The sequence below is a fragment of the Dyella terrae genome (assembly GCF_022394535.1).
Lineage (GTDB): Bacteria > Pseudomonadota > Gammaproteobacteria > Xanthomonadales > Rhodanobacteraceae > Dyella.
In genome coordinates this window covers 3,912,149-3,933,143 of the sequence record NZ_CP089414.1, presented here as the reverse complement: position 1 = coordinate 3,933,143, position 20,995 = coordinate 3,912,149, and the positions used below count along the sequence as shown (strand labels likewise).

Annotated in this window: 18 protein-coding genes; 10 read left to right on the top strand and 8 right to left on the bottom strand. The window is 62.1% G+C overall.

The features are described 5' to 3' along the window. Positions 1-213: 213 nt before the first annotated feature. The 4 genes from grxD to DYST_RS17135 all read left to right on the top strand — a co-directional run bounded on the left by grxD (position 214) and on the right by DYST_RS17135 (position 4,835). Positions 214-1,137 carry a Grx4 family monothiol glutaredoxin gene (gene grxD, locus DYST_RS17150; RefSeq protein WP_239946917.1) on the top strand — a complete coding sequence of 308 codons (924 nt, stop codon included), beginning with the start codon at positions 214-216 and terminating at the stop codon, positions 1,135-1,137. Between the two features lie 152 nt (positions 1,138-1,289). Continuing rightward, positions 1,290-1,955: a response regulator gene (locus DYST_RS17145; protein WP_102303235.1), complete on the top strand. Its 666-nt coding sequence runs from the start codon at positions 1,290-1,292 to the stop codon at positions 1,953-1,955. A 10-nt stretch (positions 1,956-1,965) separates the two neighbouring features. Next, positions 1,966-3,354, top strand: coding sequence for a sensor histidine kinase (locus DYST_RS17140; RefSeq protein WP_239946916.1), 1,389 nt, complete (start codon positions 1,966-1,968; stop codon positions 3,352-3,354). Positions 3,355-3,467: 113 nt separating this feature from the next. Beyond that, positions 3,468-4,835 (top strand): glutamate--cysteine ligase, encoded by a 1,368-nt coding sequence (locus DYST_RS17135; protein ID WP_239946915.1) that lies wholly within the window; start codon positions 3,468-3,470, stop codon positions 4,833-4,835. A 59-nt stretch (positions 4,836-4,894) separates the two neighbouring features. Here DYST_RS17135 and DYST_RS17130 read toward each other — a convergent pair whose 3' ends face one another. From DYST_RS17130 to DYST_RS17105, 6 genes are all read right to left on the bottom strand, one after another. Beyond that, positions 4,895-5,731 (bottom strand): heme ABC transporter ATP-binding protein, encoded by an 837-nt coding sequence (locus DYST_RS17130; RefSeq protein WP_239946914.1) that lies wholly within the window; start codon positions 5,729-5,731, stop codon positions 4,895-4,897. Next, entirely contained in the window at positions 5,728-6,786 is a 1,059-nt protein-coding gene (locus tag DYST_RS17125) for a FecCD family ABC transporter permease (protein ID WP_239946913.1), read from the bottom strand. Before DYST_RS17125 ends, DYST_RS17130 begins: the two co-directional genes overlap by 4 nt. Further along, the gene (locus DYST_RS17120; protein WP_239946912.1) at positions 6,783-7,640 is read right to left on the bottom strand and encodes a heme/hemin ABC transporter substrate-binding protein; all 858 of its coding nucleotides are present in this window, start codon (positions 7,638-7,640) and stop codon (positions 6,783-6,785) included. The genes DYST_RS17125 and DYST_RS17120 overlap by 4 nt, the downstream gene beginning before the upstream one ends. After that, positions 7,633-8,718, bottom strand: a complete 1,086-nt coding sequence (locus DYST_RS17115) for a hemin-degrading factor (protein ID WP_239946910.1) — start codon at positions 8,716-8,718, stop codon at positions 7,633-7,635. The genes DYST_RS17120 and DYST_RS17115 overlap by 8 nt, the downstream gene beginning before the upstream one ends. Before the next feature lie 13 nt (positions 8,719-8,731). Continuing rightward, the gene (locus DYST_RS17110; protein ID WP_239946909.1) at positions 8,732-11,035 is read right to left on the bottom strand and encodes a TonB-dependent hemoglobin/transferrin/lactoferrin family receptor; all 2,304 of its coding nucleotides are present in this window, start codon (positions 11,033-11,035) and stop codon (positions 8,732-8,734) included. A gap of 181 nt (positions 11,036-11,216) precedes the next feature. Continuing rightward, complete coding sequence (locus tag DYST_RS17105) at positions 11,217-11,363, bottom strand: hypothetical protein (protein ID WP_239946907.1); 147 nt, start codon at positions 11,361-11,363, stop codon at positions 11,217-11,219. 424 nt (positions 11,364-11,787) lie between these two features. Between DYST_RS17105 and DYST_RS17100 the strand changes: the two genes are divergently transcribed. From DYST_RS17100 to DYST_RS17085, 4 genes are all read left to right on the top strand, one after another. Beyond that, positions 11,788-12,948: a hypothetical protein gene (locus DYST_RS17100; protein WP_239946905.1), complete on the top strand. Its 1,161-nt coding sequence runs from the start codon at positions 11,788-11,790 to the stop codon at positions 12,946-12,948. 365 nt (positions 12,949-13,313) lie between these two features. Continuing rightward, entirely contained in the window at positions 13,314-14,303 is a 990-nt protein-coding gene (locus tag DYST_RS17095) for a hypothetical protein (protein WP_239946902.1), read from the top strand. A gap of 68 nt (positions 14,304-14,371) precedes the next feature. Then, complete coding sequence (locus tag DYST_RS17090) at positions 14,372-14,935, top strand: hypothetical protein (RefSeq protein ID WP_239946901.1); 564 nt, start codon at positions 14,372-14,374, stop codon at positions 14,933-14,935. A gap of 4 nt (positions 14,936-14,939) precedes the next feature. Beyond that, positions 14,940-15,524, top strand: a complete 585-nt coding sequence (locus tag DYST_RS17085; protein ID WP_239946899.1) for a carbapenem self-resistance protein CarG family protein — start codon at positions 14,940-14,942, stop codon at positions 15,522-15,524. 73 nt (positions 15,525-15,597) lie between these two features. On the opposite strand, the gene DYST_RS17080 is transcribed toward DYST_RS17085, so the two are convergent. Then, a complete protein-coding gene (locus tag DYST_RS17080; RefSeq protein WP_239946897.1) occupies positions 15,598-16,572 on the bottom strand; it encodes an AraC family transcriptional regulator in 975 nt (324 codons plus the stop codon). Between the two features lie 140 nt (positions 16,573-16,712). Between DYST_RS17080 and DYST_RS17075 the strand changes: the two genes are divergently transcribed. Together DYST_RS17075 and DYST_RS17070 are read left to right on the top strand one after the other, a co-directional pair. Continuing rightward, positions 16,713-17,414, top strand: coding sequence for an alpha/beta hydrolase (locus DYST_RS17075; protein ID WP_239946895.1), 702 nt, complete (start codon positions 16,713-16,715; stop codon positions 17,412-17,414). Positions 17,415-17,683: 269 nt separating this feature from the next. Beyond that, positions 17,684-19,030: an AraC family transcriptional regulator gene (locus tag DYST_RS17070; protein WP_239946893.1), complete on the top strand. Its 1,347-nt coding sequence runs from the start codon at positions 17,684-17,686 to the stop codon at positions 19,028-19,030. A gap of 53 nt (positions 19,031-19,083) precedes the next feature. On the opposite strand, the gene DYST_RS17065 is transcribed toward DYST_RS17070, so the two are convergent. Then, a complete protein-coding gene (locus tag DYST_RS17065) occupies positions 19,084-20,724 on the bottom strand; it encodes a long-chain-fatty-acid--CoA ligase (RefSeq protein WP_239946891.1) in 1,641 nt (546 codons plus the stop codon). Between the last annotated feature and the right edge of the window lie 271 nt (positions 20,725-20,995).

Genomic DNA, 20,995 nt, shown 5'->3' with positions numbered 1-20,995 from the left:
GGGTGTTCAAACGCCCTTTGAATGGCCCCTTGAGGCCCGTTTAAACTTCCGACTCCGGCTACGCAAACCAAGAGTCCCTGCTGCGCAAATCATGTGGCCGCTTACATCGAAACGCTGGGGCGAGCCCCCCCCCCTCGCCCACCCCCTTGCATCCCCCTCAAAGCGCCGACATATCCCAAGAGTTACAATCCGCCCTCTTTGCCGGAGTCTTCCATGTCCCTCGACAGCGCCACCCGCGAACGTATTGAATCCCTGCTGCAGAGCCACCGCGTGGTGCTGTTCATGAAGGGTAACCGCCAGCAGCCGATGTGCGGCTTCTCGGCAGCCGCGACCAACACGCTCAACGAGCTGCTGCCGGACTACCACACGGTCAACGTGCTGGAAGATCCGGAGATCCGCGAGGGCATCAAGGCCTACGGCGACTGGCCGACCATTCCCCAGCTCTACGTGGGCGGCGAATTGGTCGGTGGCGCCGACATCATTCGCCAGATGTACGCCTCCGGTGAGCTGCACCAGCTGTTCGGTGCCGCCGCGCCGGATCGCACGCCGCCTGAGATCACCATCACCGACAAGGCTGCCGAGGCCATCCGTCAGGGCACCGCCAACGCCCAGGGCCTGGCCCTGCATCTGGAGATCGGCCCGGACCACAGCGCCGGGTTCCAGCTCGCGCCGGGCAGCGACCACGACATCGTGGTAACGGCCAACGGCATTGCCGTCCATTTCGACCCGGGCAGCGCCCAGCGCGCCAAGGGCATCGTGATCGATTGGGTGTCCACCGTGCAGGGCGAAGGCCTGAGCCTGAAGTTCCCGGGCGCGCAGGAGATCGGCACACTGACCGTGCAGCAGCTCAAGGAGCGCCTGGCCGCCGGCGACATCACCCTGGTCGACGTGCGCCCGGCCCACGGCCGTGCCGCCGCTGCCCCGCTGCCCCAGGCCCGTATTCTGGAAGACGAAGGCTACGAAACCCTGGCCGCCCTGCCGAAGGACACGCCAATCGCCTTCATCTGCCACCACGGCGTGTCCAGCCGCGGTGTGGCCGAGCGCTTTGCCGCGCACGGCTTCACCAAGGTCTTCAATGTCGAAGGCGGAATGGACGCCTGGGCCCGGGACATCGATCCGACCGTGCCCCGTTACTGAGGCCTCCGCCTCCCCTGTGACGGTCCGCGAAAGCGCCTGCCCCCGGCAGGCGCTTTTTTGTTTGCGCCAACCCCGCTTTCAGACGGTTCCGACGACGGCGAGCTGAAAGGCGTGCCTGTTAGCATGACCAAACCATTGCCATGACGTGCCTTATGCGCATCCTGCTCGTCGAAGATGATTCTCTCGTATCCGATGCCATCTCCCGTGGCCTGATCGGGTCTGGTTACGTGGTCGACGCGGTCGGTGACGCCGAATCCGTGGCGTCGCGCTTGTCCGACACGCATTACGACCTGGCCATTGTGGACCTGGGCCTGCCGGGCGAAGACGGCCTGTCGCTGGTGCGCCGCCTGCGCCGTAGTGGCAGCTCGCTGCCCCTGCTGATCGTGACCGCTCGTGATGGCCTGGACGACCGCATCAATGCGCTGGATCTGGGTGCCGACGACTATCTGGTCAAGCCGTTCGCCCTGCCCGAACTGGCCGCGCGCTGCCGCGCCCTGATTCGCCGCGCCACCGCCGCTGCCGCCAACGAGATCGTGATTGGCGGCCTGCGCATCGACTTGGCCGGGCGTCGGGCCCTCAACGAAAAGGGCGAAGTGCTCGAACTCACCCGTCGCGAATGGTCGATCCTGGAGTGTCTGGCACACCACAGCGGTCGCGTGGTGAGCAAGGAACGACTGACCCAGGCCATCACCGGCTGGAGCGAAGACATCTCCGGCAACGCCATCGAAGTGCACGTCTCGCGCCTGCGCAGCAAGCTGGGCAGCTCGGCCACCGTACGTGGCATCCGCGGGCTGGGTTATCGCCTCGAGGACGCCTGACCTTTCGACGATGGCCGACCGCAAACGCCCCACCAGCGTCCACCGGCGGCTGCTGAGCTATCTGCTCGCGCCGCTGTTCCTGTTGTTGGTGGCAGGCGTAGCGGTCGATCACCACGTCATCGTCAGCCCGATCCACAGCGCCTTCGACCACTCGTTGTCGCGCGCGGCCCTGGCCATCGTCGCGCGCATCCATGCCCGTGGTGACGGCCAGCTCGACGTCAACCTGCCGCCCCGCCCGCCCCTGCCATTGCGGGCGATGCCGGACGAGCATTTCTTCTACCGCGTCAGCCTGCCCGATGGCACCACCGTGGCCGGCTCGCCCGAGCTGCCGGTCGCCCCGGACAACAAATCAGCGGACGGCTTCAACTACGCCAACGTCACCTTCCGCAACCAACCGTTCCGCCTTGCCAGTTACCGCACCAACGAAACGGGCGACCCGCTCGTTGTGACCGTGGCGGAAACGCCGGCGCGTCGCGACCGAGCGGTGCACCGGCTGGACGTAGCCTTCCTCATCAACGACACCCTGCAGATGGCCGCGGTGCTGATCATCGCGTTGATCGGCATCCGCATCGCCCTGCGCCCACTGCAGCGCCTGAGCCGGCAGATCTCCGGCCGCCCCGCCGTCGCGCTTAACCAGCTACAGACCGACGAGGTACCTGCGGAAGTGCTGCCGCTGGTCGAGTCGCTCAATACCCTGCTGGGGCGCGTGCGTGATTCGGTGCTGTCGCAGCAACACTTCCTTGCCAACGCCGCGCATCAGTTGCGCACGCCGCTGACCGGCCTGAAGGCCCAGTTGGAAGTACTGTCCCGCGAGACCGCAGGCACCAACCTGCAGGAACGGATCAGCCTGCTGCAGGGCGGCGTCGACCGCCTGGCCCATACCGCCAATCAGCTGCTCACGCTGGCGCGCGCCGAGCCTTCGGCCCATCGTGCGAGCCACTTCACCGCCGTGGACCTGACGCACCTGATCGGCGAGGTCATCGACAGCTCCCTGGACCGCGCCATCGCCCACGGCATCGACCTTGGTGCGGACAGCCAGCCGGTCCATGTCACGGGCGTGTACTGGCTACTGCACGAGGTGCTCAACAACCTCATCGACAACGCCATTCGCCACACGCCCAACGGCGGCAACATCACCATCCGTTGCGGCATCGCGGACAACCACCCCTTCCTGGAGGTGGACGATAGCGGCGTCGGCATTCCCATCGCAGAGCGCCAGAAGGTGCGCGAGCGCTTCTATCGCAGCGTGCGGAGCACCAGCGACGGCTCGGACGGCTGCGGCCTGGGCCTGGCGATCGTGGACGAAGTGGCACGTGTGCACGGCGCCCGTTTGAGTATCCTCGACGGCACGTCCGGGCGCGGCGTCCGGATGCGCATCGATTTCCCGGCGACCGCCTAGGGTGCGCTGATCCTGGTCAGGACGCCCTAACTTCGAAAGTTCGGATAATCGGCACTTTGAATTCAGGATGCCTCGCCCCCCAAGGTTGGGGGCAGTCCTTCAAGGAGTTCCCCGTGTCCATACCCAGTGCCGTGAAGAGCACCCCGATCGGCAGCCGTCAGCAGCTCGTCGAGTACCTGGCCGCCGGGGAAAAGCCGCGCGATGCCTGGCGCATCGGTACCGAGCACGAAAAGTTCGGCTTCCTCACCGATACCCTGCGCCCGCCCACCTTCGAGGGCGACCGCGGTATCCGCGTGCTGCTGGAGTCACTGGCCTCGCGCTACGGCTGGGAAGTTGCGCGCGAAGGTGACGCCCCGGTCGCGCTGTCACGCGACAAGGCATCCATCACGCTGGAGCCGGCCGGCCAGTTGGAACTTTCCGGAGCACCGCTGGAGTCGATCCACGAGACCTGTCGCGAGGTCAACAGCCACCTGACCGAAGTGCGCTCCATCGCCGAGGGTCTTGGCATGGGCTTCCTGGGCATGGGCTTCCAGCCCAAGTGGCGCCGCGAAGAAATGCCGTGGATGCCCAAGGGCCGCTACAAGATCATGCGCGAATACATGCCCAAGGTCGGCAACCTCGGCCTGGACATGATGACCCGCACCTGCACCGTGCAGGTAAACCTGGATTTCGACAGCGAAGCAGACATGGTGCGCAAGTTCCGCACCAGCCTCGCGCTCCAGCCCATCGCCACAGCCTTGTTCGCGGACTCGCCGTTCACCGACGGACGTCCAAACGGCTACCAGTCGTACCGCTCGCACGTATGGGAAGACACCGACCCCAACCGTACGGGCATGCTCGACTTTGTGTTCGAAGATAGTTTTGGCTACGAGCGTTACGTCGACTACATGCTCAACGTGCCGATGTACTTCAGCTACCAGAACGGCCAGTACATCGACCTTTCCGGGCAGGACTTCAAACGCTTCATGGCGGGTGAACTGCCGGCTGTCCCTGGCGTACTCGCCACCATGAAGGACTGGGCCGACCACCTCACCACTGCCTTCCCGGAAGTGCGCCTCAAGCAGTACCTGGAAATGCGCGGCGCGGACGGTGGCCCGTGGAACCGCCTGTGTGCCCTGCCCGCGCTGTGGGTAGGCCTGCTCTACGACGACGACGCACTGACGGCTGCCTGGGATTTGGTGAAGGATTTCACCCGTGAAGAGCGCCAGGCCCTGCGCGACGGTGTGCCGCGCCAAGCACTGAAGCTTCCGTTCCGCACGCACGCCGTGCGCGAGCTGGCTGCGGAAACGCTGAAGATCGCCAGCCATGGCCTGAAACGCCGTGCACGCCTCAACAACAGCGGCGCGGACGAGAGCATCTTCCTAGAGCCGTTGATCGAGATCGTGGAAGCCAACCAGACCCCGGCCGAACGCAAACTCGAACTGTTCAACGGCCCGTGGAACGGCAGTGTCGATCCAGTGTTCCGCGAGTTCGCGTACTGAACTGCAGCTGTTCACACAAAAAGCCCCGCCACCGCGCGGGGCTTTTTTTATGGGTGGTATCAAGCGCTTCGCCGTGCCGGATGGACAAGCCATCGACCCTCGTCATCCAGCGAACGTTGCAGTGGCATGCCATAGATGCGTGAGAGCACATCGGCATCCAGCGTATGCGTCGGTTCACCATGCCGGATCAACCTCCCTTGCGCGAGCAACGCGATGTCGTCCGCGTAGCGCGCGGCGAGATTGAGATCGTGCAGCACGACGACCACACCAAAGCCTTGCCGTGCCAGCGTCTGCGCATGCAGCAACATGTCGTGCTGATGCGCAATATCCAGCCCGGCCTCGGGCTCGTCCAGCAGCAGCCAGCCGGGCGCGTGCTGGCAATCCCAGATTTGCGCCAGCACGCGGGCAAGTTGCACGCGCTGCTGTTCGCCGCCGGATAGCGCCAGATAGCTGCGCTCGCGCAGATGCAGCACACGCGTGGCTTGCATGGCGGCGTCGACGATGCGCAGATCCGCCTCACGTGTCGACATGACGCCGTGCGGGCTCCGCCCCAGCATCACCACTTCTTCCACACGGAAGGCAAAGCCCAACTGCACGCGCTGGGACAGCATGGCGCGACGCCTGGCCAGTTCATTCGGTGGCCACGCATGCATAGCACGACCATCCAGATGCATGTCACCCAGTGATGGCCGACGCAACCCGGCCATCACGGCGAGCAGGCTGCTCTTGCCCGCTCCGTTGGGACCGATCAGAGCCAACAGCCGACCGGGCTGCGCGCGCAGATGGATGCCCTGCAGCACACGGCGACTGCCATAGCTCAGATGCACGTCGATGGCCTCCAGCGCGTGACTCGCTGTCGCGGCGGATGCAGCGTGCCAATCGAGTGCGATATTCATGTCGACTCTCCGATGCGCAGGCGCAACAGCAACCAGAGGAAGAACGGCCCACCCAGCAAGGCCGTGATGACGCCAATGGGAAGTTCGGTGGGCGCTACCACGACACGCGCTACCGCATCCGCGCCGATCAGCAGGGATGCCCCTATCAAGGCAGAAGCGGGCAGCAGCAACCGATGATCCGGTCCCCACGCCATGCGCACTACGTGGGGAACCAACAGGCCGACGAAACCGATAACACCGCACATGGCAACCGCGGCGCTGGTGGCCAGCGCCGCCCACACGATCAGTTGTCGCCGCAGGCGTTCGGGATGAAACCCCAACAGCGCTGCCTCCTGCTCGCCAAGTAACAAGGCATTCAGAGCCCGCGCATGGCGAGGTAACAGACACAGGGGCAACACCATGAGCGGAGCAACGGCAAAGAAGCGCGACCAATCCGTGCCACCGAGGCTGCCGAGCGTCCAGAAACTCAGGTCGCGCAACTGGTGCTCGTTGGCGGCAAACGTGAGGGCGCCCACACCCGCCATCGCGATCGCGTTGATCGCCACGCCAGCCAGAAGCAAAGTCGCCACGCCCGGGCGACGACTGCCAATCAGATAGACCACCGCCGTCGCCGCCAGGCCACCGACAAAGCCAGCAGCCGCCACGCCAAACGATGCGAGCACCCTCGGTAACACGCTGAGCACACCGCCACCCAGCACAATCATGCCGATGGCGCCCAAGGCCGCACCGGCGGATACGCCCACCAACCCCGGCTCCACCAACGGGTTGCGAAACAAGCCCTGCATGGTGGCACCGCTACAGGCCAGGGCCGCGCCAACGAGTGTCGCCATCAGCACGCGCGGCAGGCGCAACATCAGCACCACGGCGTCGTCGGCCTGCATGGCCTGGCCTGTCAGCCAGCGCCACAACGCGCCCACCACTTCGCTTGCGCCAAGCGGCATCGCGCCGCTCGCCATGCCGATGATGGCCGCAACGAGCAGCAATGCCGCCAGGGCCGTAACCGGGAAGCCGCTCGCGCGACGAAGCCGGGGGTGTTCCGCGGTCACGGCATTCATGGCTGCACGGCGACCAGCGTGCGCTGCAACGCCTGCTCGTGCTCCGCATTACGCGGACCGAAGCCCAACAATGCCTGGCCGTCGACGAACACGATGCGCCGCGCGCGGCCGGCCGGCGTCATGGCAATGCCCGGCAGCTTGAGTACGCCATCGACGCCGCCGACATCATTCTCGCGTTCACGCATCAACAGGATGACGTCGGGAGCGAGCTTTGCCAGCGCCTCGGGCGAAACCGCCTTGTAGCCGGTGAAGTCCTGGCCCGCATTCACGCCACCCGCGAGGGTGATGGCACTGTCCGCTGCCGTGTCCTTTCCCGCCGCCTTGGGGCCTCCCTCGCCGGCCGACATAAGGAACACCACCCGCGGATGCCGCGGCATGGCGGCCACCGCCTTGAACAGATCGGCATATCGGGCCTGCAGCTTCGCGGCGAGCGCATTCGCAGCAGATTCGCGATCAAGTGCGGCGCCCACCTGTTTCACCTTGGCGACCACCGTCTCCGGTGTACGTGTCACAGGCATGCTGACGATACGCACGCCGGCGTCGTGCAGTTGCGTCACTACCGTAGCGGGACCTGCATCGTGTGTCGCAAGAATGAGCTGCGGATGCAGCGATAAAACGCCCTCCGCCGCGAGCTGCCTGACGTACCCCACGTCAGGCAGCTTGGTCGCGGCTTCGGGCCAAAGGCTGGTGCTGTCTACACCCACGAGCTGATTTTGCGCATCGAGCGCATAGACGATTTCGGTAATGTCGCCACCCAGGGCAACGACGCGCACCGGCGCATCGCCCGCATGAACAACCCATGCCATCGAGCCCAGCAGGCAGATTCCCAGCACACGCAGATGATGGTTACGCATGACCGGCCTCCCGATCCGCCAAGCTTTCGGCCAGCGCGCGCCACGCTTCCAGTTCGGGTATCCCTGGCTTGCGTTTGCCAAAGAGCTGCACGATCTGCCCGCCGCGCGCATCGTAAAGTTCAAGCGATGTCACATGGCCCTCGGGCGTGGGCTTGCGCACGACCCAGCTTTCGGTGATGTGGTCTTCGCGCAAGTGCAGGTTGAAGTCATCGTCCAACACGTTGAGCCATGGCCCCATCACTTTGATATTGGTTACGGGCCCCGTATGAATCTGCACCACGCCGGGCGACCCCACAAACACCATGATGGGCAAGCCGGTGGCGGCGGCTGACTCGAGTAGAGTGCGGATCGCGTCGTTGTTTACCTGGCGCGCGAACTCGCGTCCTGCCAGACGCAATGCCTGCGTGCGCGTCACCTGGTGCTTCTTGAGCATGGCAAAGAAGTCATGCGGATCGCGCAGGCGGCGCCAGCGTTCACGCAGCCCCACTACGTCCACTTCGTCGTCCTCGACCTTCCACGGCAGCGGATCATCCACCGCATGAATCGCCAGCAGCGGCGATTGCACTGCGGCTGCGAAGCGGCCGACCAGCCCCGACCACGTGTCGTGATGGCTGTGTTCGGTCAGGTAGATCTTGTGCACCGCGCGTCCGTCGGCGTCGAAGAACTGTAGGCTCTGCAATAACCGGCCACGCGAGTTCTCGCGCACGGCGAAGCCAAACACCCAGTGCTTCAGGAAGATCCGCAGATCGATGGCCTCGTCCAATACGACGCCCATCACACCGCCGATCTCGATGTGGTCGAAGCGACCTTTCTTTTCATGCACGCAACTGTCGTTGCGGGTGAGCACCATGACGTGTCCCAGCGTGGGCAACGCTTCGATCAGTGCCGCCCACGGGCCTTCCAGTCGCGTGACGCCATCGCCACAACGGCTGGCGACCAGCTCGGCTTCGCTCACGCCGAGGCGATCGGCGAGATCGCGTGCGCGTAGGCCAGGCTCCTGCTCGCGCAAGCGACGCGAGGCGTCCAGCAGTTCGGGAATAGACAAGGCAGATGCAGGGGAAGATGTGTTATCGAGCATGACGACGCTCCTCTCAGAAGGCGATCTTGGCGGCAACGCTGAAGGTGCGACCGGGCATGGTGAGGCGATCGGCAGGAACGCCACCGGTGCCGGAGTCGTTGAGGCCGTTACCGGTCACCAGGTTGCCCAAGGTGCCGCCGTTCAAGTTGCCCCAATCCCAATACTTGCGATTACCCAGGTTGCTCACGCCGGCAAAGAGCTCCAGGTTTTCGATGGGCGTGTAGTGCGCATACAGGTCGAAGGTGGCGTAGCCGCCGGGGCGGAAGTCCGCCGGGTTATCGAGCGCGGTATGGCGCCGCACACCGGTACCGATCAGCTCCACGCCCCATTGCGTGGCGTCGTAACTCACACCCAGCACGAGCTTGGCGGGGTCCACGGTGTTGAGCGGGCTGTAGCCCGTGTCACCCGGCTCAATCAGCCGGCCCGTGGCAATAGAAGCATTGCCCCTGAGCGTCCAGCCCTCCAGCGCATCGCTGAACTGCGCAAGGCGCAGCGCACCGCTCGCTTCGGCGCCCTTGATAAAGGCCTTGGGTGCATTCACCGCCTGGTAGTAGAAGTTCATCCCAGGCATGACCTGCACCCAACCAGGCACCTGCGATGCAGGAAGCTGGTAGCCCGACCAGATGAAGTTGCGATAACGGTTGTAGTACGCGGCAACATTGAACCAGCCGGCCTCGCCCTTGCCGCGTAAACCGAGCTCGAAGCCCCGACTGGTTTCGGCCTTCAGGTTGGCATTAGGCAGGAAGGCGATGTTGAAGCCAGGGAACGGCTGCTCGTTCCACGCACCGGCAATCTCGCTGTAAAGCGGCGGACGGAAACCTTGTGCATAGTTGAAGTACGCGCTCAACGTGTCATTGAAGCGCCACAGCGCACCGAACTTCGGTGACGCATGGGTCTTCTCGTAGTTTTGGGGCACGTAACCGGGGTTGTAGGCCGAATAGAGCGCGTCGGCGTCTGGCTTGTACTCGTAGCGATCCACGCGCACGGCGGGAGTGAGCAACAACCGTCCATCCATCAGGCCAATTTCATCCTGACCGAAGATCGAGTAGCGATCGGTTTCACTGGAAGGAATCAGGTGCAGGGGATAGTTGCCCGGCAGGAAGGCTTTCGTCTTGCCGGTCGCGCCGGTTTTCTTGTTCACCCCATAACCGTCGACGCTGGATTCCGCATCGGTGCGCGACAGCTCGGCGCCGTAGCTGATGGACTGGCCCACCGCCGAGCCTTCACCCAACGACTTCACAGCCACGATCTTTCCGCCCGCCACCTTCTCCTGCAGCGGCAGGTTCTCGTAGAAGCGCAGCACGGTCGCCGTATCCGTCTGGGTGTTGGTTCGGGTGCGGCTCTTCTGCCAGTACGCGTTCCAATCCAGCGTATCGGCCATCACGCTGTCGAACCGTGGGAACCATTGCCCCACGCTTGCACGGAAGCGCATGTCCTCGTCCTGTGAGCGGTAGAAGCTCGTACTACCCGTCACGCTGGACAAAGAATCGGTGCGCGTGCGCGTCTGTGAACCGTCCACGGTGACGCGATCGGTACGGCCACTATCAGCCGTGTGCACGTACTTGCCGAGGAAGCTATCCAGTTGATACGTCATCGGGTCGGGACGCGTGCGCGTGGCGCCCGTGCCGCCGACATCACCCATGTTGCTGGTCTCGTTGCCCTCACGATGGTTAGCCACGAACAGCACGCCGTTGCGCGCATCACCGCCAGCGAGAGTGGCCGTGGTCGACAGGCTGCGATCGGTGCTGTCGTACTGCTCCTTCACCGCGATGTAGTTTTTGCCGTCGTTGCGCAGGTAATCGGCGGGATCTTTTGTCCTCAGGCTCACCACGCCACCCAGCGCATCGGAGGGATAGAGCACCGACGCCGGGCCGCGCACGATGTCCACTTGCTTGACGTCGTCGAGGTCGATGAAGTTGCGCCCCGCACGGAAGCTGCCGCCGGCCACATTCGCACCGAACGATGCCGGCATGGACACGCCGTCGATCTCGATGCGGGTACGGTTACCCGACAGGCCACGGATATTGAAGCTATCCAGGCCGAAACGGCCGGCCGTGCCGATCACCGAAACGCCTGGCTCGTACTTCACCAGGTCGCGGATGGTCAGCGTCAGATGGCGGTCCATCTGCACGCGATCGATCACCGAGACTGTACCCGGCGTGTTGAGTTCGATGGTCGGCGCAAGCGCCGTAACCTGCAGGGCCGGCAGATCGGTGGCGGACTTCGCATCAGGCGCGAGCGCAGCCGGCTCCGCGGCGAAGACAGGCAGGGACAACAGGGCGCCGATAACGGCGGCCAGCGGGGTAGAACGCAGCATGTGAAATCATTCCTTTGCCAAGCGTGGTAGTCACGCGGCTAGCTGGCAAAGAAGGCGAATTGCTGCCCGAGCTGGCGGCCGAAGTGAAACAGGACGCCCCTGGGAGAGCTAAGAGGGCGCCATCTAAATGAGAATCTATCTCATTTGTGATTCAGGCGTCCAGACCCTTCGCGCCCATTCATCAACCACGCGCCGGGCTAGGAGTATCCAGGCGCATGTGCTGCGGTAACGCGTCACCGTTTACGGGATGCGACAACGTCATGTGCGGCAGGTAGTAGTAGCCATGCCATGGCTGCGTCTGGGCATTGAGCAGGGTCACAATCTTCACACCGCCACGTTCGGGTGTGGGAAGAAAGGGGTGCACCGCGCCCTGATGCAACGATTGCCGTGTACATGACGGCGACGCTAGTCATCGGATATCAGCGCCTGGCAACGCGGCAGCGCACAGGCAACCGAAAGTGAAACGACGCTGCCCCAATGGCAGATTCGGCTCAAAAAGTAAGAATACGTCTTATTTACAGCCATTCCCATGCACACAAGTTCCCCCGACAAGCCTGTGCACATTAAAAACTTGCCGAAACATGGCAATATTTCGCGACGGATCCGAAAGATATTAGGTTCAAGGATCCCTAAGGGGCGTGCGTGGCGGACAGCTGCGCATGGTTGCGAACAGGGGTTGCGTAAACGCGAAAACCACATCGACCAGGAAGTTCCTGGACGAGCATGCGAATGCGCAGTGATGAAGACTCAACTTGAATATCCATATCGAAAGAAACAACGCCAAGGACCTTGCCCTGGCATGGGGAGTGCCTTTGGTCGCGCTGCTATTCGCGCGTCTGTTGATTGGCCTGACTGCCCTGCATTCGGGTGCTAGCAATCCTCTGGACCCGGCGATGCACACTCGATTTGACTCGGGTCATTATCTTGCGATCGCCAATACTGGCTACGAGTTCTTTTCATGTTCCCGCGTAGCAGGGATGGATCCCAATGCCTGGTGCGGCAACGCAGGATGGTTCCCAGGCTACTCCCTGATGATCCGCGTAGTTTCGTGGACAGGCGTCTCGGCCTCTCTCGCCGGCATGGTGCTCTCGACACTGTTTCAGCTCGGAACGCTATGGCTCATTTGGATAAAGCTTCTGGGGGGCGTATTAAATTACCGCAATCTTCTATGCCTGCTCCTGGCTGCGGTATTCCCGGGGAACATCTACTACCACGCCGTCTTTCCCATATCGGTATTCACGTTTTTCGCAACGCTTTCGCTTTGCGGCCTGCTTGAACGACGAGCCTTCATTTCAAGTGCCGCCGGCGCACTCGCGTCCTTCAGCTACTCCACTGGTTTCCTGCTGGCCCCTGTCGCGCTCATCTATACGCTCGTCACCACGTACCGCGATCGCTCGTTGCCCATGTTGAAAGTGGGCCTGATTGCCGCCGCGCTCACTTTCTTCGGCTTTATCGCGGTACTCACCTTGCATCGAATGGAAGTCGGCGACTGGATGGCCTTCTTCAAGGTTCAGGAGAAATACGGTCACGGGATGCACAATCCTCTTGCGACGTTGTGGAACAACTTGGCCCCTCTGGCAACGACGCCACGCACATGGACCGTGGATGTCGCGCCCGCCATGCAAAGCGCCCTGGTCGCCATATTCGTTCTAAGCGTGAGCATCGCCGTTCTTCGGCATCGAACGGAGCTAACTCGCCAAGATGTTCTTCTTTTCGTTTACTTGCAGATTTTCTGGCTGTTCCCTCTGGTCATGGGCGGAGGTGTGAGCATCTACCGCGCAGAAGCCCTTCTCGCTCCAGCCTGTCCGCTGCTGCGCCACCTGCCTCCAAAGCTCCAGGTTGTACTGACAGTGGCCGCCGCCGTTCTGGCTTACCCAATGGCGATGCTTTTCTTCTCGTCCAAACTGATATGACGCCGCCGAAATGGCGGCGCCCTTCCGTCGAGAACCCGTGTCGCAACGGCAAGGCGCCCCAGCCACAAGTGACGTAAGCACGGTCAGAAGCGCACCAGGCACCTCACCCCAGCGTGATCAAGTGGATGGTGACGCCGCACCCCACTCCATGTCGACTTGGTCAACGTCAGATGGCGGTCCGTCTGCACGCGACAGGCCACCGGCACAGTGCAGGGCGTGCAAATAGCACAGCCGAGTTTGGCAAGAGCCCATCTCCGCTCCGGCCGCATGACTTCAAGCACGTCCATTCGCCCAGGCACGAACGCAAGAATGGCGCCGCCCCGAAGTACGCCCCGTCGTTCCCATTCCGCAGAAGGATCGATTGCATGAAGCGTCTGTCCCGTTGGTTGACCGCCCTGTGCAGCGCGACGGTCCTGATAACGAGCGTATACGCGCAATCGGTGACATCCGATGCACCCCAGGTGTTTGCGCCCGGCGTGATTTCCGGCCCCGCCAACGAGGACTCCGCAGCATTTACGCCCGATGGCGATACTGTCTTCTTCGATCGCATCAACTGGCCCAACGCGGCCATTATGGTGTCACATCGCGTGAACGGCATCTGGAGCTCGCCAACAGTGGCGCCATTCTCGGGGCAATGGCTTGATCACGATCCTGCGATGGCGCCGGACGGCAGCTTTCTGATCTTTTCTTCCAACCGCCCTGATCACGAAGGCGGCAAAGCACTTGATGCAGTGATGGCCAGCGGCAAGGTGCGGCCCGGCTCCGGCGGTCATTTATGGCGTGTGGATCGCAAAGGCAACGGTTGGGGCCAACCGGTAAGACTGCCGGATGTAGTGAACAGCAGTTCTCGCACTTATGCCCCCGCCGTGACCGCGGATGGCAGCGTGTATTTCCAGCGCCCCGGGGAGGAGGACGACTTCCGTCTGTTTCGCTCGCAATACCGCAACGGTACCTATCTGCCTCCCGTACCGGTGAACCTGGGCGATGCAACCGCGCACAAGCTCGACCCCGCCGTGGCGCCAGATGAATCCTTCATCGTGTTCGATGCGAACTTCGGAGGCAAGGACGACCCGGATCGTCTCTACATCGCCTTCCGCGATAGCGAAGGCTGGGGCAAGCCAGTGGACCTCGGCGAGAACATCAACGTAAAAGGTCCTTGGGGATCACACTTGAGCCCCGATCACCGCACGCTGTATTTCAGCAGCACCCGATCCCTACCCGTGCACTATCCGCGAACGCTGGAACAAGCCCAAGCGGACATCACTCGCATGCAGTCGTGGGACAACGGTAGCGACAACATATGGTTTGTATCCCTTGCGCCCTGGCTGGACGCTCACGGCAAATCAAGTGACTGATATCGCCGCTGTCCCGACTCCCCTACCATAGCGCCCTCCCCCCCTCCTTCGACGCTTCAGGGAAGATCGTGAAGAAATGGATTGCCTTTGGGCTTTTAGCCGTGTCCTCCATGGCCACGGCGCAGACCACGGTGGACGCCGCACTTGCAGCGCCACGCATCGACGTTCGTTCGTGGCTTCGCATGTCGCCAGCGGATTACGGCTGCTTCACTGAGAAGACGCTGGGTTACCGCGATACGCGCTTCAATTGTGCATTGAAGGGTTATCAGAATCGCGGCGATATCTGCAAGACGCCGGATGCTTATTACGAAGGCCCCGAATTCCCGGACCGTCTCGCCACGGAGGTACACCCGCTCGCGACACATGTCGTTCTGAGTTGGGAGCATGGCAATCTGCAGGCCGTGAGCATCACGCTGAAGGGAACCTGGAGCGAAGCGCAGGTACGCCAGGCGTTCCATCTGCCCCGTGCAGCCGCCAGCAAGTTGAGCGTCGCAGAGCAAAAAGCACACGCGTGGCCGCAGAACATCATGGACACCGATGTCCAATACCCCACGCAAGGACAAACCGCGGTAACGCTTATCGGCTTCGACCACATGGGTGCAGCCGACGTCGGCTGCGGCGAGGGCGGCTAAGGTCATGCACAAGGTTCTGAGGATATTCGGTGCGGCGATGATCTCGTTCGTCATGGCCGGCGGCGTTGTGGCGCATGCCGATGAACTGGCGGGTTACAAAGCGATTCCGCTGATCAACGGCCCCAACAAGGTGCGACTGCAGGACCACGACGTCACGGTAGTGCTCGCCTCGCGCGAGAACTTCAATGCGCACGGCTTCACCCTCGCCACCTTTTATCTGCGAGATAAGGGCGACGATGGCAAGGAGGCCTGGAGCCTCGTACCGGTGTTTGAGAAGCAGAAGGGTGAAGAGAACGAACGGTACGGCGTCACTATCAGCGGTGGCGCGGACTGCGTGCTGCACGACATGCGCTTGCTCTCTGGCGGCAAGAGCCAACCTGCCTTGCTGATCATCGCCAATCGCGAATTTGGACAAAGCTATGCCGACGACGCGCCTGTGCATTTCGATTACTACGAGCTAACTGAAAACGAAGAAGGCCTGCCCGGCCATCCGGCGTTCTACTTTCGGGCCACGCGCTCGACCAAAGCCCGCGCCAACTATTGCGACGTCGACGATGCTTTCGACAAGGAACTGCACCTGGGTCCGTGAACCCCACGATGCAGGTAACCAACGGTAGGCACTCGGGGCCATGACTGACGGCCACGTGGTATCAGGTTGTCCGTCACCCGACAGCCATCGCAAGCGTTCCTCTAGGCTGACTACGGCGCAACGTGTGGACTGGTGACTCACCGAATACTTCCCGGTAATAGGCGCTGAACCTTGCAAGATGCAGAAAGCCGTTAGCAAGCGCGACCTCGGTCACCGATGTCGTAGCCTTCGGTGCGAGCAAGGTTTCACGCGCCTTAGCGACGCGCACCCTTCTAAGGAATTCGCTCGGTGAGCAATCATGCACGGCGCGAAATCCCAGCTCCAGGGTGCGCAGGCTGACGCCAAGCTCCGCGGCTATCTTGCTTGGCGTCTGATGGAGTTCTCCGTCGCGCATCAAACGCTCGGCCTCGCGAACCAATCGCGGCGGAAGCCCTTTTTGCGGGCGACGCAGGTCGTCGCTGTAATTATGCGGATGCTGGGAGAGCACCAGCGAGACGATGAACTCGTCCAGGTTGGCGATCGCCGATGCGGGAAGCAGCAAACCGCTGCGCGCGTAGCTCACGATCAAACCAACGGCCTGGCTCCAGGCTTGTTCCAGTGCCGCAGAGAAAGGATTCAAGTCGAACCGTAACGGGCGATCAAGCGCTGGCACGTTCAACCAGGAACTGCAAAGCGCTTCAACCCGCTCGATGTCGAGACGAACTGATTGCTGCGCGAAGCGGCTATCGAACGCCAGCCGCGTCGCGAGTCCTGGCGACAACGGAACGGTCTGGCCGCGTCGCAGTTCTGCACGCAGCGAGCCCTGTTCCGCCGCGCCGCTGCCGTCGAGGCACGTCTGCATGAGCATGAGGCGCGGGAAAGTCCCGGCATCAATCCGGACTGAGCGTCCGTAATGCAATTTGACGACTGGCTGCGGTGCCCGCCGGATCAGGTCCAATCCAGCGGCGTCCGCGCTGGCACCGCCGGAGGTCAGCACGGAATGTGCGCAGTAGATGCCCGCAACGACGGATTGCACCTCTTCGAGGTCGTTGGTCTGGAGATGCGTCACAGGGGGCTTCTCCATCAACCGATCAAGTCGTTGCGGAAACTGGATAGTACTGCGAAAAGTGGATATTGGCCGCGTGGCCCCGCGAGCAATCTGTACCCGTCCGCTCTCCACCAGAGCGCAATCACAGACGGGAGGCTCACATGAACACTGCAACGAACAACCAGGCGTCCATCGTTCTCATTCACGGCGGCTTTGTCGACGGCTCCGGCTGGCAGGGTGTCTACCAGCAGCTCAAGAGCCGTGGCTATGACGTGACCATAGTGCAGAACCCGACGACCTCGCTGGCCGAGGATGTGGCATTCACCAAGCGCGTGATCGCAGGACAGAAGGCGCCAGTCATCCTGGTCGGCCACTCCTACGGCGGCGTGGTGGTTACCGAGGCTGGCAACGATCCCAAGGTGGCCGGACTGGTCTATATCACCGCGTTTGCCCCGGATGCCGGCGAGTCCGTGGCGTCGCTGATCGCGAACCCGCCGCCGGGTGCGCCAGTGCCGCCGATTCTGCCGCCCCAGGACGGTTTTCTATTGCTGGACAACGAGAAGTTCCAGGCCAGCTTCGCTGCGGATGTCGACACCCAGACCGCCCGCTTCATGGCTGACTCGCAAGTGCCGTGGGGTCTCGCGGCCCTCCAGGGCGCGGTGACCACCCCTGCGTGGAAGTCCAAGCCAAGCTGGTATCTGGTCGCGGGCGACGACCACATGATCCCGCCGCCCGCCCAGCGCGACATGGCCCGGCGCGCCGGCGCCACCGTCAAGGAAGTGGGGGGGAAGCCACGCCGTCTACGTATCCAACCCAGGTGCGGTGGCCCAATGGATCGAACAGGCTGCGATAGCCGTTGGTAAGTAACGGGGCGCTGCTGCTACTCAAGGGTCGACGTTTCGTCGGCCCTTGGTCTTGCCGGGGATTGGATCCTTGGCGTATAGCCACCCATCGGACCGGGCCCCGATCGCACGATCGAGTCCCGTGAATAGTCAGCTCATATTGCTGCGGCGCAACAGACAGCGTCTATTGCAGCGCAAATTGACTCCCCAAAAGGATGTCCATAGCTTCGAGCCCGTACGTCGAACCCGGCGGCCATCGCTGCAACGACCAAAACGTGGATCGCGAGTAAATGTCCATCGATCTACAAGAAATGGAACTGGCCCATAGCTCTGCCGACGCGTACAGGGTCAGCGGCATCGATGCCATTCGCCATAGCCTGTCGGAAATCTATGGTTTCGACGCCGTACGAATTGATCCCCTCTGCCGCGTGAAAAACGTTTCCTCGGAAAGACGCGGCCGCGAGTTCGGCCATATTGGGTATAGCCATACCCACTACGACGCGCCGGTCAAAGTTCATGTGAGCCCCGATATTGGGGAAACCTTCTTTATCAAGTTCGCATCCGCGAACAACACCTTTCAACTCGGCACCGAGTCATCCAGGGTCGGATCAGGCATCGTCGTACCGGTTCAACAAATCGCCGGGCACGAAGGCCTCGCCTACGAGAACGTCCATATCAGCAAGCAGAAATTGCTGGACTTCTGTTCCCGCTGGATAGGCCGTTCACTCGATTTGCCACCGATCTTCAAAGGGCAGCCGTTCTCTCATGAGTTGAGCGCGCTGTGGGCGGCGGTAACGATGAGCATGGACTCGCTCATGCACGTCAGCGCCGTCCCCGAACTGATGAAAAACAATCTGACGGACTACGCCATCTCGTTGCTCATGCAAATGCACCCGCACACCTACAGCGACGCATTCATGGCGATGCAGCGGCTGTCGCGGGCACAGGTGAACCGAGCCAAGGGTTTCATCGTTGAGCAGGCTCACGCTGACATCACCAGTGAAGACGTGGCCGCCTATTTGGATTGCAGCACGGCCTCGCTCAATCACAGCTTTCTTCATTTCGAGGGAGTGACTCCCCGCCAGATGTTGTACCGCGAGCGGCTGGAACGGGCCCGCGATGAACTCAGGTCTGGTGACGCCCCACACCCGGACGAAACCTGGATCCGGGACCGCGGCTTCGTCAACACGTCCGGATTTCGCCTTGAGTACCATCGGCGATTCGGCGAGCACCCCGAAGAAACGTCGCCTGATGGCAACTTCCTGTCGCCAACGGCTCGCCGAAGCCGGGCTACTCACCACCGCACGCTTTCAAACGAGGGTATCCACCGGCTACTTACCTTCATCCAGCAGCGGTTATCTGAAAAAATTAGCTTGGAAGGGCTGGCCGCACAGGCCGGGGTGTCCAAGCAGGATCTCATCGCGGCGTTTAAGCATCACCTCAGCATGACGCCACTCCAATGCGTGATCGCTGAGCGCGTCAGTCTGGCCAGGCACCGGCTCGAAACGACGGACCAATCACTCGTCGCCATCGCCATTGACGCAGGCTTCAACAGCCAAAGCCACATGGCAACCGTCTTCAAAGAAGAAACCGGCATGAGCCCCGGTCAGTATCGCAAGCACCACCAATCAACCTAGCTGGCACTACTCGCTCCATCCTTCCGCGCATCCTCCGCCGTGGAGAGGCGATTTCATTGCGTGCGCTCCTGCTCCAGCTGATCACGCAATGCTTTCTTGTCAATTTTGCCGACGCTGGTCAGCGGCAGTCGCTCAAGGACCACGCACCGATCCGGCAAGGCGTAACGGCTAATCGCGCCACTCTCCACATGCGGAGCCAAATACGCGCGCAACGTTTCCGTATCGATGGATGCGCCCTCCTTGGGCACGATGAATGCCGCCGGTCGCTCACCCCACCGAGCATCAACAATGCCAACGTAGGCGACAGCGGCAATGTTGGGATGCTTAGCGATCAGCATCTCCATCGTCACCGAAGAGATCCATTCCCCACCCGTTTTGATCACATCTTTCAATCGGTCGCGAATCTCAACGCGCCCGTCCGAGGTGATGCTCGCCATATCTTGGGTGTGAAGCCACCCACCACTCCAAAGTTGCCGAGACGCCGCAACATCTCCCCGGTAGGCCGATGTCAGCCACGGTGCGCGCGCCACCAACTCGCCACAAGCGTCGCCGTCCGCCGGTAACGTCGTCATGGCCTCGTCGACGATGCGAAGCTGCACCAAGGGCACCGGATGACCCGCACTACACAAGCTCTCTTCCCTCGCATCGGCCGGTTCTGCGAAGGAAAAGGCAATGGACAATACGGGTGCGGTTTCTGACATGCCGTATCCCGTCACTGCCGTGATTCCGCGCGCAGCGGCTCTGCGGTGGAGGTCTCGGGAGAGCGCCGAGCCACCCACGAGAATCGTCCAAGGTTGCTCCACATGGTCCTCCGACGAGAAGGCGTCCAGAATCATGGTCAGCACCGTTGGCACACAGTGCGAGAAACTGACGCTCTCTTCTCTGCGTAGCTTGAGCAATCGCGCAGCTTCGTAACGCCCTGGATACACCTGTTTCAACCCGAGCACGGTCGCAATAAATGGGATACCCCATGCATGCACGTGAAACATCGGCGTGATTGGCATATACACATCGCCGCGGCGCAAACCCTGACCAGCGGGCTGTGTGCCTAGCGCACCCATCACGGCCAATGTGTGCAGTACGAGCTGACGATGACTGAATCCTACCGCCTTGGGTTGCCCGGTGGTGCCCGTTGTGTGGAAGGTCGTGGCTTGCGCCAGTTCGTCCACATCTTGAAACGGATAGTCATTGGGATAGCGAGCGATCAACTCCTCATACTCGCCAACCAGCTCCAGCCGGGATGCGCACGAGGGCTGATCGCGCATGAAAACCAATGGAACGATCGGCGACAGGCGCGGCGCAATCTGAGCCACCAACGGTTCGAAGTCACTATGAAACAACAGCACGCTCGGACCGGTGCTATCCAACGTGTAAGCCATCTGTTCCAGCGATAGCCTAACGTTGACGGTGTGCAGGACGGCTCCGAGCATCGGAACGGCAAAATAGCATTCCAAATACCGGTGACTGTCCCAGTCCATCACCGAGACGACATCTCCCGGGCCAACGCCCAGCGCGGTCAGCGCGTGCGCCAACTGGTGCACCCGTGCGCCGAACGAAGGATAGTCGAACCGCTGACCATCACTCCCCACGAGCACCTGATCGCTATGCGTATCGAGCGCAGAGCGAAAGAGCTGGCCGATATGCAAAGGGTATGCGTGATGTTCGCTATGGGCCGGTGGATAACGTAGGGGCATGGTCACATGACCTTCGCAGTAGAAGAGCGTAGCCCGCCGCACCGGCTCCAAGGGGCGGCCAGTGATCTCGGGTGCCCCATCACAATCGAATTGCCCAAAAGCCCTATTCCAAAATAATCGGATTTTTTTGGAATTCTTGGCGACCGCTGGTCCTGCAGACTGATCGTGAAAACGTGAAGGCTCGGCCGATCCAAGTCCGCCCAAGCTCCATCCGGGCGAATTTTTCGCAGCGTCATGATATCGATACCAATCGGTCGCCGCGTATCACCAC